Origin of the sequence: Streptomyces recifensis, assembly GCF_002154615.1 — a bacterium.
Classification (GTDB): domain Bacteria; phylum Actinomycetota; class Actinomycetes; order Streptomycetales; family Streptomycetaceae; genus Streptomyces; species Streptomyces griseoluteus.
The window spans coordinates 1-14838 of sequence record NZ_MUNH01000236.1 but is presented as its reverse complement, the minus strand read 5'-3'; the positions used below and the strand labels follow the sequence as shown (position 1 = coordinate 14838).

14 protein-coding genes and 1 pseudogene are annotated in these 14838 nt (G+C 73.2%); 7 read left to right on the top strand and 8 right to left on the bottom strand.

The window, feature by feature from the left end:
• A pseudogene (locus CCN33_RS14275) lies at positions 1–2529 on the top strand (ATP-binding protein); the annotation flags it as partial.
• Positions 2530–2536: 7 nt separating this feature from the next.
• Here the strand turns inward: CCN33_RS14275 and CCN33_RS14270 are convergent.
• Entirely contained in the window at positions 2537–3613 is a 1077-nt protein-coding gene (locus CCN33_RS14270) for an ATP-dependent DNA ligase (RefSeq protein WP_086694009.1), read from the bottom strand.
• A 73-nt stretch (positions 3614–3686) separates the two neighbouring features.
• On the opposite strand from CCN33_RS14270, the gene ligD reads away from it, so the two are divergent.
• Together ligD and CCN33_RS14260 are read left to right on the top strand one after the other, a co-directional pair.
• Positions 3687–4709, top strand: a complete 1023-nt coding sequence (gene ligD / locus CCN33_RS14265) for a non-homologous end-joining DNA ligase (protein WP_086694008.1) — start codon at positions 3687–3689, stop codon at positions 4707–4709.
• Positions 4710–4774: 65 nt separating this feature from the next.
• Positions 4775–5782: a LacI family DNA-binding transcriptional regulator gene (locus CCN33_RS14260; protein WP_086694007.1), complete on the top strand. Its 1008-nt coding sequence runs from the start codon at positions 4775–4777 to the stop codon at positions 5780–5782.
• Here CCN33_RS14260 and CCN33_RS14255 read toward each other — a convergent pair.
• Positions 5779–6567: a VOC family protein gene (locus CCN33_RS14255; protein WP_086694006.1), complete on the bottom strand. Its 789-nt coding sequence runs from the start codon at positions 6565–6567 to the stop codon at positions 5779–5781. The two genes, CCN33_RS14260 and CCN33_RS14255, sit on opposite strands and share 4 nt — an antisense overlap.
• A 185-nt stretch (positions 6568–6752) precedes the next feature.
• Between CCN33_RS14255 and CCN33_RS14250 the strand changes: the two genes are divergently transcribed.
• Entirely contained in the window at positions 6753–6998 is a 246-nt protein-coding gene (locus CCN33_RS14250; protein WP_086694005.1) for a WhiB family transcriptional regulator, read from the top strand.
• Positions 6999–7053: 55 nt separating this feature from the next.
• On the opposite strand, the gene CCN33_RS14245 is transcribed toward CCN33_RS14250, so the two are convergent.
• The 3 genes from CCN33_RS14245 to ssgD all read right to left on the bottom strand — a co-directional run bounded on the left by CCN33_RS14245 (position 7054) and on the right by ssgD (position 10542).
• A complete protein-coding gene (locus CCN33_RS14245; protein WP_086694004.1) occupies positions 7054–8028 on the bottom strand; it encodes an acyl-ACP desaturase in 975 nt (324 codons plus the stop codon).
• A gap of 166 nt (positions 8029–8194) precedes the next feature.
• Positions 8195–9820 (bottom strand): ABC-F family ATP-binding cassette domain-containing protein, encoded by a 1626-nt coding sequence (locus tag CCN33_RS14240; RefSeq protein ID WP_086694003.1) that lies wholly within the window; start codon positions 9818–9820, stop codon positions 8195–8197.
• Between the two features lie 305 nt (positions 9821–10125).
• Positions 10126–10542, bottom strand: a complete 417-nt coding sequence (gene ssgD, locus CCN33_RS14235) for a spore wall synthesis regulator SsgD (RefSeq protein ID WP_086694002.1) — start codon at positions 10540–10542, stop codon at positions 10126–10128.
• Between the two features lie 207 nt (positions 10543–10749).
• Here ssgD and CCN33_RS14230 point away from each other — a divergent pair, with 207 nt between their 5' ends.
• Positions 10750–11079 carry a plasmid stabilization protein gene (locus tag CCN33_RS14230; protein WP_086694001.1) on the top strand — a complete coding sequence of 110 codons (330 nt, stop codon included), beginning with the start codon at positions 10750–10752 and terminating at the stop codon, positions 11077–11079.
• Between the two features lie 12 nt (positions 11080–11091).
• Here CCN33_RS14230 and CCN33_RS14225 read toward each other — a convergent pair whose 3' ends face one another.
• A complete protein-coding gene (locus CCN33_RS14225; protein WP_086694000.1) occupies positions 11092–11388 on the bottom strand; it encodes a YciI family protein in 297 nt (98 codons plus the stop codon).
• 42 nt (positions 11389–11430) lie between these two features.
• Here CCN33_RS14225 and CCN33_RS14220 point away from each other — a divergent pair, with 42 nt between their 5' ends.
• Positions 11431–12129, top strand: a complete 699-nt coding sequence (locus CCN33_RS14220; RefSeq protein ID WP_086693999.1) for an endonuclease V — start codon at positions 11431–11433, stop codon at positions 12127–12129.
• Here the strand turns inward: CCN33_RS14220 and CCN33_RS14215 are convergent.
• Positions 12041–13060, bottom strand: coding sequence for a GNAT family N-acetyltransferase (locus CCN33_RS14215; protein ID WP_086693998.1), 1020 nt, complete (start codon positions 13058–13060; stop codon positions 12041–12043). The genes CCN33_RS14220 and CCN33_RS14215 overlap by 89 nt on opposite strands.
• A gap of 49 nt (positions 13061–13109) precedes the next feature.
• Positions 13110–14294, bottom strand: coding sequence for a saccharopine dehydrogenase family protein (locus CCN33_RS14210; RefSeq protein ID WP_086693997.1), 1185 nt, complete (start codon positions 14292–14294; stop codon positions 13110–13112).
• Between the two features lie 221 nt (positions 14295–14515).
• On the opposite strand from CCN33_RS14210, the gene CCN33_RS14205 reads away from it, so the two are divergent.
• On the top strand, positions 14516–14838 hold a 323-nt coding region (locus CCN33_RS14205), incomplete at its 3' end, for a CoA transferase (RefSeq protein WP_140394545.1).

Sequence of the window (14838 nt, the reverse complement as noted above, 5' to 3'; positions counted from 1 at the left end):
TCGGCAAGACCGCCCTGCTCGCCGAGATACGCCGCATCGCCGAACGCCGTGGCTGCGTGGTCTGGTCGGCCCGCGCGGGCGAGACCCTCAAGTCCGTCCCGTTCCACGTCCTGCGCCAGCTCCTCCAGCCCGCGCTCGCCGCCCTCACCCAGGACGAGGCCCGCGACTACCTCGCCTCCTGGTACGACATCTCCGGCCCCGCCCTCGGCATCGTGGAGCCCGGCGAGGGCAGCCCGGACCCGAGCTACGTGTGCGACGGACTCGTGTACGCGGTCCGTCGCCTCGCCTCCCGCACCTATCCGCTGGTCCTCCTGGTCGACGACGCCCACTGGGCCGACCTGGAGACGCTGCGCTGGCTCGCCGCCTTCGCCCAGCGCCTGGCCGACCTGCCCGTGCTCGTGGTGGTCGCCCGCAGGCCCGGCGAGGCCCACGGCGAGAGCGCCCGCCTGCTGGACGAGATCGCCGCCGCGGGCCGCCCCGTCAGCAACCTCAGCGCGCTCACCCCGCAGGCCACCGCCGGACTCACCCGCGCCACCGTCGGCCCGCAGGCCGACGACCCGTTCTGCCGCGAGGTCTGGGCCGTCACCGGCGGCAACGCCTACGACACCGTCGAACTCCTCGCCAAGGTCCGCGACCGCGAACTCCAGCCCAGGGAGGACCGCGCCGCCGAACTGCGCGACCTCAACCGCTCCGCGCGCGGCGGCGGACTCGTCAGCCGGCTCCAGGAACTCGGCGTCGAGCCGACCAAGTTCGCCTGGGCGGCCGCCATCCTCGGCACCGGCAGCCCGGTCGGCCTCGTCGCCCGGCTCGCCATGATGGACGCCGACACCGCCGCCCGCTGCGCCGAGCTGCTCTGCGACGCCCGCATCCTCGCCGAGGTCGTCCCCGACCCGGCCGCGCCCCAGCCCCAGGACGTCACCCTGGAGTTCGTGCACCCGCTGATCGCCTCCGCCGTCTACGACTCCATCACGGACGCGATGCGCACCGCCATGCACGGCATCGCGGCGAACATCGTCGCCGAGACCGGACGCAGCGCCGCCGAGGCCGCCCGCCATCTGCTCAAGGTGCACCCCGAGGGCGACGAGATCCTGGTCGAGCAACTGCGCGAGGCCGCCCGCGAACACCTCGCCGTCGGCGCCCCCGACGCCGCCTGCACCTGCCTCGAACGCGCCCTTGCGGAACCGCCGTTGCCCGAGGTGCGGGCCCAGGTGCTGTACGAACTCGGCCGCGCCAGACTGCTGTCGGCGCCCGCGCTCACCATCGAGCACCTGCGCGACGCCCTCGCCGCCCCCGGACTCGACAGCGCCCAGCGCGTGGACGCCTCCATCCGGCTCTCCCAGGCCCTGCTCCACAACGACCAGCTGGAGGAGGCCGTCCGTACCGTGGAGGCAGAGGCCGACCGGCACGAACCGGGCCCGGTACGAATGCGGCTCCAGGCCGTGCAGTTCACCTGGGAGGCCGTGCACGGCGAGACCGTCTCCCCGGAACGCTCCCGGCGCCTGGCCGAACTCGCCGCCACCTGCACCGGACGCGACAACTCCGAGCGCGCCCTGCTGATCCTGCGCGGCTTCGACGCCATGACCCACGGCGAGAACGCCGAGCTGGTGGTCGAGCTGTGCGACCGCGCCCTGGTCAACGGCCGCCTCGCCCCGGGCCTCGGCTGGACCGACGACGAGTGGGGCGTCGAGCTGCTGATGATGCTCGGCAGCGCCTACGCCCACACCGACCGGCTCGACCGCGCCGAGAGCCTCTTCTCCGAGGCCCTGCGCGCCTACACCCGCGCCGGCTGGCACGGCGGCCACCTCTCCCTGGCCAACGCCTACCTCGGCCTCGCCTACCGCAGGCAGGGCAAGCTGCAGGACGCCGAGGGCGTGCTGCGCGAGGCGCTCCGGCTGGCCGAGCGGGTCGGCCGGGGGCTTCCGCTGTACTGGTCGGCGACCTGCGGCCTGGTCGACACCCTGCTCGCCCGCGGCCATGTCGCCCAGGCGTGGAGCGTCGCCGAGCAGTACGGCTTCGCTCCGCCCTACCCGTCCACCATCGTGCTGCCCGACATCCGCTCCGTACGCGGACGCCTGCTGCTCGCCGTGGGCCGCACCGAGGAGGGCATCAACGAGCTGGAGGCCGCCGAGAAGGCCGCCGCCTCCCGCGGCGGACACAACCCGGTGCTCGCGCCGTGGGCCGTCGACCTGGCCCGCGCCCTCGCCCCGCACGACCCGGAACGGGCCCGCGCGCTCCTCACCGACGCCCGCCGCCAGGCCGAGCTTCGGCACCGACACCGCCATAGGAGAGGCCCTGCGCTGTGCCGCCGCCCTGGAGACCGGCCCGCGCGCCGAACGCCTCGCCGCCAAGGCCGTCGCGTATCTGGAGGCGTCACCCTGCCAGTACGAGCACGCCGCCGCCCGCGTCGAGCACGGCATCCTCGCCCGCTCCCGCGCCGAACTCACCCGCGGTCTCGACCTGGCCCAGGCGTGCGGCGCCGACGGACTCGTGGCCCGCGCGAGCGGAGCGCTGGAGCACCTCGGCGGCTGAAGCCGGCTCACGCCTCGGGCGCGGCACCCAGGATCTCCGCCAGGTCGTAGCGCACCGGCTCCTCCAACTGGGCGAACGTACAGCTCTCCGGGGTGCGGTCCGGGCGCCAGCGGCGGAAGCGCGCGGTGTGCCGGAAGCGGCGGCCGTTCTCCATGTGGTCGTACGCCACCTCCGCGACCTTCTCCGGGCGCAGCGGCACCCAGGACAGGTCCTTCTTGCCCGACCAGCGGCTCGGCGCCCCCGGCAGCCGGGCCGTCTCGTGCGCCGCCTCCTCCGCCCAGCGCGCCCACGGATGCCCGCTCACGTCGTCCATCCTGAGCGGCGCGAGCTCCTCCACCAGTTCCGCGCGCCGCTTCATCGTGAACGCGGCCGCCACCCCCACGTGCTGGAGCGCGCCCTCGTCGTCGTACAGCCCGAGCAGGAGCGAGCCCACCACCGGGCCGCTCTTGTGCAGGCGGTACCCGGCGACGACCACGTCCGCCGTCCGTTCGTGCTTGACCTTGAACATGGCCCGCTCGTCCTGGAGGTACGGCACCGTCAGCGGCTTGGCGACCACCCCGTCCAGACCGGCACCCTCGTACTGCTCGAACCAGCGGCGCGCCTCCTCAACGTCCGTCGTCGCCGGCGCCAGATGCACCGGCGGGCTCACCCCGGCCAGCGCCCGGTCCAGCAGCGCCCGCCGGTCGGTCAGCGGTACGTCCAGCAGGGCGTGGTCGTCCAGCGCCAGCAGGTCGAAGGCGACGAAGGACGCCGGGGTCCGCTCGGCCAGCGTCCGCACCCGTGAGTCCGCCGGATGGATGCGCTCGGTCAGCGCGTCGAAGTCCAGATGCCCGTCCCGCGCGATCACGATCTCCCCGTCCACCACGCAGCGCGCCGGCAGCCGCTCCTTCAGCGCCGCCACCAGCTCGGGGAAGTACCTGGTCAGCGGCTTGCCGGTGCGGCTTCCCAGTTCGACCTCGTCGCCGTCGCGGAACACGATCGCCCGGAAGCCGTCCCACTTGGCCTCGTAGTGCATGCCCGGCGGGATCTTCGCCACCGCCTTGGCGAGCATCGGCTTCACGGGCGGCATCACCGGCAGGTCCATACGCCGATTCTGCGCGCCCCCACCCGCCGGCGCCCGGTGTGCGGGCCGCGCGGGGTACGCCTACGGTGGCCGCATGGGCGATGCGGTGGAACTTCAGGTAGGAGGCCGGACCGTACGGCTGACCCACCCGGAGCGGGTGTTCTTCCCCGCGCACGGCTACACCAAGCTCGACATCGCCCAGTACTACGCGGCGGTCGGCCCCGGTGTGCTGCGCGCCCTGCGGGACCGCCCCACCACCCTCCAGCGCTACCCGGAGGGCCTGGAGGGGGAGTGGTTCTACCAGAAGCGCGCACCGAAGAACATGCCGTCCTGGATTCCCACCGCCCACATCACCTTCCCGAGCGGCCGCAGCGCCGACGAGATGTGCCCCACCGAGGAGGCGGCCGCGGTGTGGGCCGCCCAGTACGGCACGCTCACCTTCCACCCCTGGCCGGTCCGCCGCGACGACGTCGACCACCCCGACGAACTCCGCCTCGACCTCGACCCGCAGCCCGGCACCGGCTACGAGGACGCGGTCCGCGCCGCCTTCGAACTGCGGTCCGTCCTGGAGGAGTTCGGCGGCCTGCGCGGCTGGCCCAAGACCTCCGGCGGGCGCGGCCTGCACGTCTTCGTGCCCATCGAGCCGCGCTGGACCTTCACCCAGGTGCGGCGCGCGGCCATCGCCGTCGGCCGGGAACTGGCGCGCCGGATGCCGGAGCACGTGACGGTGAAGTGGTGGAAGGAGGAGCGGGGCGAGCGCATCTTCCTGGACTACAACCAGACCGCCCGCGACCGCACCATCGCCTCCGCCTACTCCGTGCGCCCGCTGCCCGACGCCACCGTCTCCGCGCCGCTGCGCTGGGACGAGGTCGCCGACGCCCGGCCGCGCGACTTCGACATCGTCACCATGCCGCGCCGGTTCGCCGAACTGGGCGATGTCCACGCCGACATGGACGACCACCGCTACTCCCTCGACGCCCTGCTGGACCTGGCCCGCCGCGACGAGGCCGAACACGGTCTCGGTGACCTGCCGTATCCGCCGGAGTACCCGAAGATGCCCGGCGAACCCAAGCGGGTGCAGCCCAGCCGGGCGCGCAAGGACCAGGCGCCCTCCTGAGCGGGCCCCCGGGGGCGCCGGGCCCCGCGGCTATCCTGATCACAGCCGCCGATGAGGAGTCCCAAGTGACCGAGGCAGTGTCGCGTCCCACGCTGGAGGCAGTGGCCGCGCGGGCCGGGGTGTCCCGCGCCACCGTCTCACGGGTCGTCAACGGCGGCGACGGCGTACGCGACTCGCTCGTCACCCGCGTCCGCCAGGCGGTCGAGGAACTCGGCTACGTCCCCAACCAGGCCGCCCGCAGCCTGGTCACCAAGCGGCACGACGCCGTCGCGGTCGTCATCGCCGAACCCGGCACCCGCGTGTTCGCGGACCCCTTCTTCGCCGCCCAGCTGCGCGGCATCAGCAAGGAACTCACCGCCCACGACAACCAGCTGGTCCTGCTGCTCACCGAGGGCCGGGACGACCATGCCCGCGTCGCCCGCTACCTCGCGGGCGGCCATGTCGACGGCGCCCTGGTCTTCTCCCTCCACCTCGACGACCCGCTGCCCGGCCTGATCCGCGACGCGGGCGTCCGCACGGTCTTCGGCGGCCGCCCCGACTGGGACGACGGGGACGCCGGCGGCGCGGTGTACGTCGACAGCGACAACCGGGGCGGCGCCCGCGACGCGGTACGGCACCTGGTCGGGCTCGGCCGGACCCGGATCGCGCACATCACCGGCGCCCTGGACCAGACCTCCGCCGTGGACCGGCTGGACGGCTACCGGGACGTGATGGGCGACGCCGACCCCGAGCTGGTCGTGGAGAGCGACTTCACCCCCGGCGGCGGCGAGCACGCGATGCGCGAACTCCTCGCCCGGCGCCCCGACGTCGACGCCGTCTTCGCCGCCAACGACCTCACCGCCCTCGGCGCGCTGCGGGTCCTGCGCGCACACGGGCGCCGCGTCCCCGAGGACGTCGCGGTGATCGGCTTCGACGACATGGCCCCGGTGGCCGAACAGACCGACCCCCCGCTCACCACGGTCCGCCAGGACATAGAGGAGATGGGCCGCATCATGGCCCGCCTGCTCCTGGGCGGCGGCCCGGCGGGCGGCGTCATCCTGCCGACCACCCTCGTCCGCCGGGCGTCCGCCTAGGCTTCCTGGGCCGGGTCGCCCTTGATGACCGCGAACTCGTACCCGTGCGGGTCGGCTAGGCGGGCCAGGCGGCCCACTCCGGGGACGCTGGTCGCGGGGAGGCGGACCGAGCCGCCGAGTTCCTCCGCGCGGGCCACCAGGGCGTCGGTGTCGTCCGTGCCGAAGTACGGGAGCCAGGAGGGGGTGGTGTCGGCGGGGTTCTCGAAGGTGGGGACGATGCCGCCGAACATGGCGTCCTCGTCGGCGCCGCCGGGGTAGAGCGAGGTGTAGACACCGCCGGGGAAGCCGACGCCGGCGGTCTCCACGCCGAGTACCCGGTGGTAGAAGGCGGCGGCCGCCGCCACGTCCGGGGTGTGCAGCTCGACCCAGGAGAGCGCGCCCGGCTCGGTCGCGGCGTCCAGGCCTTCGACCGGGTCCGGCTGCCAGACGCGGAACGCGGCCCCGGCCCGGTCCTTCAGGCCCGCCACCCGGCCGAGTCCCAGCAGCTCCGTCGGCCAGAACACCACCGTGCCGTGCGCGGCCTCCGCCGCCTCGGCGGTGCCGAGCGCGTCCGCGCAGCGGAAGTACACCGTCCAGCCCGCCCGGCCGCGCTCCGGATCGAGTGCCATCGCCCCGGCGACCGTCCTGCCGTCGAGCCGGAGGAGGACGTAGCCGCCCGTCTCCGGGCCCGCGGGCGCTGGCTGCCAGCCGAAGAGGCCGCCGTAGAAGGCGAGGCTCGCCGCCAGGTCGGGGGAGCCGAGGTCGATCCAGTTAGGAGCGCCGTCGGGGAAACGGGTGGTGAGCATGCGCGCCCTCCTCGGGGACCGTGGCCGTCCTTGGCACCGACGAGTCTGGCACCGGCCGGGGAGGATCGCCCCGCGCGCCGCCGTGCGCGGGCGTGTCCGCCCGGAGGATCATCGGGACGGCCCACGCGGCGCTTGTTGACACGGCGTTGATCAAACGTTTTTCGGCGCCCGGCACGATCCTTTCCATGCACATCGAGATGATCACACCGGCCGATTCCGCCTGGCAGGGCCAGGCCCTGTGCGCGCAGACCGGGGCGGACTTCTTCTTCCCCGAGCCCGGCAGTTCGGTGCGCGAGGCCAAACGGATCTGCGCCCTGTGCGAGATCCGCCCCGCCTGCCTCGACTACGCCCTCGCCCACGACGAACGCTTCGGCGTCTGGGGCGGCCTCTCCGAACGCGAACGGCTCGCCCTGCGCCGTACGGCCCGCTGAAGAACGGGCCGTACGGCGCGCTGAAGGCGGGCCATGGAGCCGTACGGCCCCGTTGTCAGCCGGCCGCGCGTGCCGCCATGCGCGCCTTGCGGGCCGCGAGCCGCTCGTCGAACTTGGCCGCCTCCGAGTCCAGTCCGCCCATGAACACCCCCAGCTCCTCCTGGGCCCGCAGACCCTCCGGGCCGAGTCCGTCGATCTCCAGGACCTTCAGGAAGCGCAGCACCGGCTGGAGCACGTCGTCGTGGTGGATGCGGAGGTTGTAGACCTCCCCTATGGCCATCTGCGCGGCCGCGCGCTCGAAGCCGGGGATGCCGTGGCCCGGCATGCGGAAGTCGACCACGACGTCACGGACCGCCTGCATGGTCAGGTCGGGCGCGAGCTCGAACGCGGCCTTCAGCAGGTTCCGGTAGAAGACCATGTGGAGGTTCTCGTCGGTGGCGATGCGGGCCAGCATGCGGTCGCAGACCGGGTCGCCGGACTGGTGGCCGGTGTTGCGGTGCGAGATCCGGGTGGCCAGCTCCTGGAAGGCGACGTAGGCGACCGAGTGCAGCACCGAGTGCCGGTTGTCGGACTCGAAGCCCTCGCTCATGTGCGACATCCGGAACCGCTCCAGCGCGTCCGGGTCGACCGCACGGGAGGCGAGCAGGTAGTCGCGCATCACGATGCCGTGCCGGCCCTCCTCCGCGGTCCAGCGGTGCACCCAGGTGCCCCAGGCGCCGTCCCGGCCGAACAGCGAGGCGATCTCGTGGTGGTAGCTCGGCAGGTTGTCCTCGGTGAGCAGGTTGACGACCAGCGCGACCCGGCCGATCTCGGTGACCTTGGACTGCTCCTTGCCCCATGCCTCGCCGTCCTCGAAGAGACCGGGGAAGTTGCGCCCGTCGCTCCACGGCACGTACTCGTGCGGCATCCAGTCCTTGGCGACCTTCAGATGCCGGTTCAGCTCGTTCTCGACCACTTCTTCCAGTGCGAACAGCAGCCGCGCGTCGGTCCAGGCGGTCGGGCTGCCGAGGTGAGGGGAGGTGATCGTCACGGGGGTACTCCAAAAAACGGCCGAGCAGAAAAGGGAGATTCGTCGACATAACCACCCAACAGGGCGGCGTCAAGAACCTACGGCTTCGTAGCCTACGTGCCCGTAGGTTACGAAGCCGTAGGTTAAGGCGGGCGTAAGGACCCCGACCAGGCCCTGCGCCGCCCGTCTAGCCGATCTCCTCCCGCGTCGCGTCCCGCACTTCCCCGTCGGCCACCAGCAGCCAGCGGGTGATGCCGATGGAGTCCAGGAACGGCAGATCGTGCCCGGCGACGATCAGCGCACCCTCGTACGACTCCAGCGCCGAGGTCAGCTGGCGCACGCTCGCCAAGTCCAGGTTGTTGGTCGGCTCGTCCAACAGCAGCAGCTGCGGGGCGGGTTCGGCCAGCAGCAGCGCGGCCAGCGCGGCCCGGAAGCGTTCGCCGCCGGAGAGGGTGCCGGCCAACTGGTCGGCCCGCTTGCCCCGGAACAGGAAGCGAGCCAGCCGGGCCCGGACCCGGTTGGGGGTGGCCCCCGGTGCGAACCGGGCCACGTTCTCCGCGACCGTCGCCCCGTCGTCCAGCACGTCCAGCCGCTGGGGCAGGAAGCGCAACGGCACATGGGCCTCGGCCAGCCCGGCGACCGGGGGCAGCTCCCCGGCGATCGTCCGCAACAGGGTCGTCTTCCCGGCCCCGTTGCGCCCGACGAGCGCGATCCGCTCCGGGCCCCGCAGATCCAGCAGGCCCGTCACGCGCGGCCCGTGCACCGTCTCCAGCTTCTCCAGCGTGAGCACCTGCCGGCCCGGCGGCACGGCGGTGTACGGCAGGTCGACGCGGATCTCGTCGTCGTCCCGGACCGCCTCCACCGCCTCGTCCAGCCGTTCCCTGGCCTCCGCGAGCCGTTCCTCGTGCATGATGCGGTGCTTGCCCGCGGACTCCTGGGCGGCGCGTTTGCGGGCGCCCATCACGATCTTCGGCTCGCGCTTGGAGTCGTACATCTTCTGCCCGTACCGCTTGCGGCGGGCCAGTTTCATGTGGGCGTCGGTGAGTTCGCGGCGCTGCTTGCGGACGTCGGCCTCCGCCGCGCGCACCGTCCGTTCGGCCGCTTCCTGTTCGACGGCGAGGGCCTCCTCGTAGGCGGAGTAGTTGCCGCCGTACCAGGCGACCTCGCCGGCGCGGAGGTCGGCGATCTGGTCGACGAGGTCCAGCAGTTCGCGGTCGTGGCTGACCACGACGAGGACGCCGGGCCAGCCCGCCACGGCCGCGTACAGCCGGCGGCGGGCGTACAGGTCGAGGTTGTTGGTGGGCTCGTCCAGCAGCAGGACGTCGGGGCGGCGCAGCAGCAGCGCGGCCAGCCGGAGCAGCACCGACTCGCCGCCGGAGACCTCACCGACCGTGCGGTCCAGGCCGATGTGGCCGAGGCCGAGTTCGCCGAGGGTGACCAGGGCGCGCTCCTCCACGTCCCAGTCCTCGTCGAGGGTCTCGAAGTGCTTCTCGGAGCCGTCGCCCGCCTCGATGGCGTGCAGCGCGGCCCGCTTGGCGGCGATGCCGAGGGCCTCGTCGACGCGGAGGGCGGTGTCCAGGGTGACGTTCTGCGGAAGCAGGCCGATCTCGCCGGACACCCTGATCGTGCCGTCGGTCGGGACGAGGGCGCCGGAGAGCAGTTTCAGCAGGGTGGACTTGCCCGAGCCGTTGGCGCCGACCAGCCCGGTGCGGCCGGGGCCGAAGGAGATGTCGAGGCCGTCCAGGACGGGAGTGCCGTCCGGCCAGGCGAAGGTCAGGGAAGTGGCGGAGAGGGAGGACGCGGGTGATGACATAGGGGCCTCACGGGTGCCGGGTGCGGTCTGGGCGGGGGGACTGACGAGACACCGCGGGGCGGAAACCGGAAGCCCGGAGGCGCTGGGGCCGGGAGAACTGGGCCCGAACGGGGCCAGAAAAAAGGGCCTGTGCCTGAGGGACGGCTCGTACGCCGAGGTCGAACGCCACGCACACCTCACCGGTGTGAACGCGATGTCTCATGACCTCAGACGAGCAACGTCCTTCTCCTATCGACGGCAACAGAACCGCTGTACACGCTACGAACGGCTGTGGAGCCTGTCAACGCGATTAACCCGGACTCCGGTCAGCCGGAGTCCCGCATCAGCTCGGCCAGCCCCTGGTCGAGGTCGAGTTGCAGGTGCTCCAGGCCCACCGGCACCAGCTCGCCCGCCGCCCGCAGAAAGCGCCGGATCTCCCCGGAGCGCACATGCACCACGGCGGTGCCCTCCGGCGCGTGGAACTCCAGCACCGTGCGGTCGTAGCCGTAGGGCCGCACCCGTACGTCCCCCTGGCCCTGCGGCTCGTGCAGCCCGGTGGACAGCAGCTCGCGGGAGAAGGTCCAGCACACCTCCACGCCCGCCAGGGTGGCCGGGGCGGGGAAGGTCATCCGGACGGCGTAGGGGTCGCGCCGGTCGTAGTGCAGGGCGGCGGGAATGCTCGGCATGCGGGGCGCGGCGGCGACCAGACGCGCCTCCACGATTGCCTCGATCACGGTGGACAAAGCCTGTGCTCCCTCGGACGGCTGGACACTGCTCCTCGGCGGGTCGCGGCCCGACACCGGAAAAGACGTCGGAAGCCTCCGTTCCGTGCACACCCGGCCGGAGTGACCTCGGTCACGATCCGGGGGTGCGAAACGGGTCCGAATCCGGGTACTCGCCTCCCTACCGGACAGCCTGCGAAGGTCCGCAGGGCAACGAAGGGAGCGACCATGCCAGCCGGTTCCAGCCCCAAGCGTGAGCGGCAGTACGAGCACATCAAGGAGAGCGAGCTGGACCAGGGGGCGAGCGAGGACCGCGCGGAGGAGATCGCCGCGCGCACGGTCAACAAGGAGCGCGCCCGCGCCGGCGAGTCCAAGACCGCCAGCCGTACCTCGACGCGGGACATGTCCTCCGGGGAGCGCGGCGGCCGGCGCTCCGGCAAGGGCTCGCAGGGCCCGACGTACGACCAGCTCTACAACGAGGCCAGGCAGCGCGGTGTCCACGGCCGCTCCGACATGAACAAGGAGCAGCTCCAGCGCGCGCTGGACAAGAAGAAGTGAGCGGGGGCCGGCTCAGCCGGCGCTCTGCCGGTACCGCGTCAGCTCGGGTGCCGTCTTCGTGGCGGTGAACTCGGTGACGCGGTACTCGCACACCCCGGCCGTGACGAACGGGTCCTCGGCGACGACCGCCTCGATCTGAGCCCGGCTGTCCGCGACGGCCAGGATCACCCCGCCGTCGCGGGGGTTCTTGCGGCCGGAGGCGAGGAACAGCCCCTTGTCGTACTGCTCGTCCAGCCAGGCCACATGAGCGGTCAGGGCGGCGTCGACGGCGTCGAGCGGGGCGGTGTACGTCAGCTCCAGTACGAACATGATCGCGAGCCTACCCCGGCGCCCCGTATCGTCGGGGCCACCATGATCACCGCACAGGTTCCCGCCGACTGGCCCGCCACCGAGGAGGAGGCCCGTGCCGTCCAGGACGCGTTGCGCGGCCGTGTCGTCCGCGACGAGCCGGGCCCGCCGCCCGGCACCGGTCATGTCACCGGGGTGGACGTGGCCTACGACGACGCCCGCGACCTGGTCGCCGCGGCGGCCGTGGTCCTGGACGCCGGCACCCTCGCCGTCGTCGCCGAGGCGACCGCCGTCGGCCGGGTCGCCTTCCCCTATGTTCCCGGCCTGCTCGCCTTCCGTGAGCTGCCGGCCGTGAGGGCGGCCCTGGACGCGCTGCCCTGCCCACCGGGCCTCGTCGTCTGCGACGGCTACGGCCTCGCCCACCCCCGCCGCTTCGGCCTCGCCAGTCACCTCGGCGTCCTGACCGGCCTGCCCACCATCGGCGTCGCCAAGAACCCCTTCACCTTCACCCACCCGGCGCTCGCCCCGGCGCGGGGGAGTACCGCCCCGCTGCTCGCGGAGGAGGCCGAGGAGGTGGGCGCCGCCCTGCGCACCCGCAGCGAGGTCAAGCCGGTGTACGTGTCGGTGGGGCACGGGGTGTCGCTGGAGAACGCCGTCGCCCACACCCTTGCCCTCACCCCCGAGTACCGCCTCCCGGAGACGACCCGCAGGGCGGACTCCCTGTGCCGACGGGCGCTGCGGACTCTCGGTCCGCCGGTTTGACCAGCGGCGCGTCGCGGGAGAGCTCGCGGAAGCCGAGCCCGAAGTACAGCCCGCGTGCCTTGGGGTGGCTCGGCGCGCCGAGGCAGACGACCGTCGCGTGGGTGGCTCCGGCCGCTCGGGCCAGGCGCATGCCGTGGAGCATCATGGCTCGGGCCAGGCCGAGGCGGCGGTAGGCGGGATGAGTGCCCACCGGTTCGAACTCGACGGTCTTGTTCATGTGGTCGAGCCACATGATCGTGGAGGCGGCCATGGTGCCGTCCGGGGCCTCCACCAGGACATGCAGGTCGGCGCGGTAGGCCGCTGTCCGCCGGACGCCCTCGTAGCTCCGGGGCGTGTAGGCCGAGGGGGACCAGGCGGCCACGTGGGCTTGGACCGCGGCCGGGGGGCCCGTCTCCTCGGCGGTGCGGAAGCGGAAGCCGGGCGGCAGGAACGGGTGCTCCACGTCGGTGAGGTCCCGTTGGTTGAGCTGGGTCCAGTCGCCGGTGTCGCCGAGGGCCCGTGCGTCCGGCTCGTAGCCGTGCGCCGCCCAGCGGGTCAGGGCGTGCTCGTCGGCGGTGGTCGGCAGGGCGGTGCGCTCCAGACCGGACGCCACCGCGTCGTACCACTCGATCACCTCGTCGACCAACGCGGCGTGCTCCGGATGGACCTGGTGGCTCAGCGAGGCGCCGGTGACGTCGGTGACCGACCCGTCGTCACGCCGGACCCGGTGGGGGAGGAAGGCCCAGCCCCACGCCGCCAACTCGTCACCGGCGAACCACAGACGGCGCCGCCAGCCGGCGCCCTGGGCGGCATGGTCCTTGCCGTGGATCCAGGCCAGCTCGCCGTACGAGGCGCCCGCGCTGATCAGGTCCGGGCGGAGGGCGGTGACGCGCTGCGCCAGGCCCTGCATGAGCGGGATGTCCGAGGCTGCCACGAGTGCGGAGTCCGTCATGGGGCGCCACTGTGCCAGGCTCCGCACCGCCGCCGAACCGATTTTCCGCTCAGGCGCTCCGCTCGGCCACCACCCGGAATCCGATTCCCGCCGCCCGCAGCCGTTCCAGCAGCGCGTCCCCCATCGCGGTCGCCGGGGTGAGCTGGCCGGAGCGGTCGGGGAGGTCGTCCGTCGCCAGGGACAGGGCCGCCTCGGCGAACATCTTCGCCGTCTCGCCGTAGCCCGGATCACCGCCCGTGACCTCGGTGAACACGCGCCGCCCGCCGCCCTCGCCGACGAAGCGGACGCGGAACCAGCTCCGGGCGCGCTTCTCCGCGTCGGGGCCGTCGCCCGGCTGGAGCCGGCCGGAGAGCCAGGAGCGGACGGGGGCGAGCTGGGCCGCCACCGCGAGGACACCCACCCCCGCGAGTCCCGCCGCCGCGACCGGGAGGTGCTCGACCGCCGCGTAGTGGCGGTAGCGGAAGTCGGGGCCGTAGCGGTCCAGGGACTTGGCGGAGCGGCGCACGATCTGCGGGTCGATGGTGGGCAGCGGCAGCGCCCAGGCGCCGACCTCCCCGGCGAACCGGGGCGCACCCGTGGGGGCCGAGACCCGGCGGTCCATGAGGCGCGGCTCGTGCCGGGCCCGGTCGCGGGCCGCGGCCCACATGCTCCCGGCCCGCGCGAACTGGTTCAGCGCCGAGGCGAGCGTGCCCCCGGAGAAGGTGGCGTTCGCCGTGACGAATCCGTCCACCCGCAGCGGCACCCCCTCGGGAAGCTGCCGCACCGTGAAGTAGGCGCCCAGGTCGTGCGGTACGGAGTCGAAACCGCAGGCGTGCACCAGCCGGGCGCCGGTCTCGCGGGCACGGGCGTCGTGACGGATGAACATCAGGTCCACGAACTCGGGCTCGCCGGTGAGGTCGAGATAGTCCGTGCCGCTGTCGGCGCAGGCGGCGACCAGTTCCTCGCCGTAGGTGACGTACGGGCCCACGGTGGAGGCCACCACACGGGCCTGCTCCGCGAGCGCCCGCAGGGTGGCGGGCTCGCTCACGTCGGCGTGGATCACTCCGACGGCCGAGCCGCCGGGCAGCCGTTCCCGCAGCGCCTCCAGCCTGCCTGGGTCCCGGCCCGCGACGGCCCAGCGCAGGTCCTCAGGAGCGTGCGCGGCGAGATACTCCGCCGTCAGCGTGCCGACGAAGCCGGTGGCGCCGAAGAGCACGATGTCGTAGGGACGGTCCGTCGTTTTCAGCCTGCTCATGACACTCCTTGCCGTGCAGCCCGCGCGACTGTCGGGGGCCGAGGCTAGCGTGAACGGTGCGGGGCCCGGCAGGCGCCCCGTGCGGTGGGCCCGGGGAATCGGGGCGCACCGGGGCACTTCGCTAAGCGCCCGCTCGTTCAGCTCTTGTGCCGGGTGCACGGTGTTCCTAGCATCACCGGTGTTACATCGTTTGTGTCATACGCGCTTGGGGGCATGACGGCATGACGACGGCAACGACGCCGGGACAGGGCCCGCTCAGCGGGGTGCGGGTGGTCGAGCTGGCCGGTATCGGCCCCGGCCCCTTCGCCGCGATGCTCCTCGCGGACCTCGGCGCCGACGTGGTCCGGGTGGACCGGCCCGACGGCCCGGGCCTCGGCATCGACCCCGCGCGCGACGTCACCAACCGCAACAAGCGCTCCGTCGTGGTCGACCTCAAGGCCCCGGACGGCCCCGCGCGCGTGCTCGACCTCGCTGAGCGCGCCGACGTCCTGATCGAGGGCTACCGCCCCGGCGTCGCCGAGCGTCTCGGCGACGCCGTGGCGGT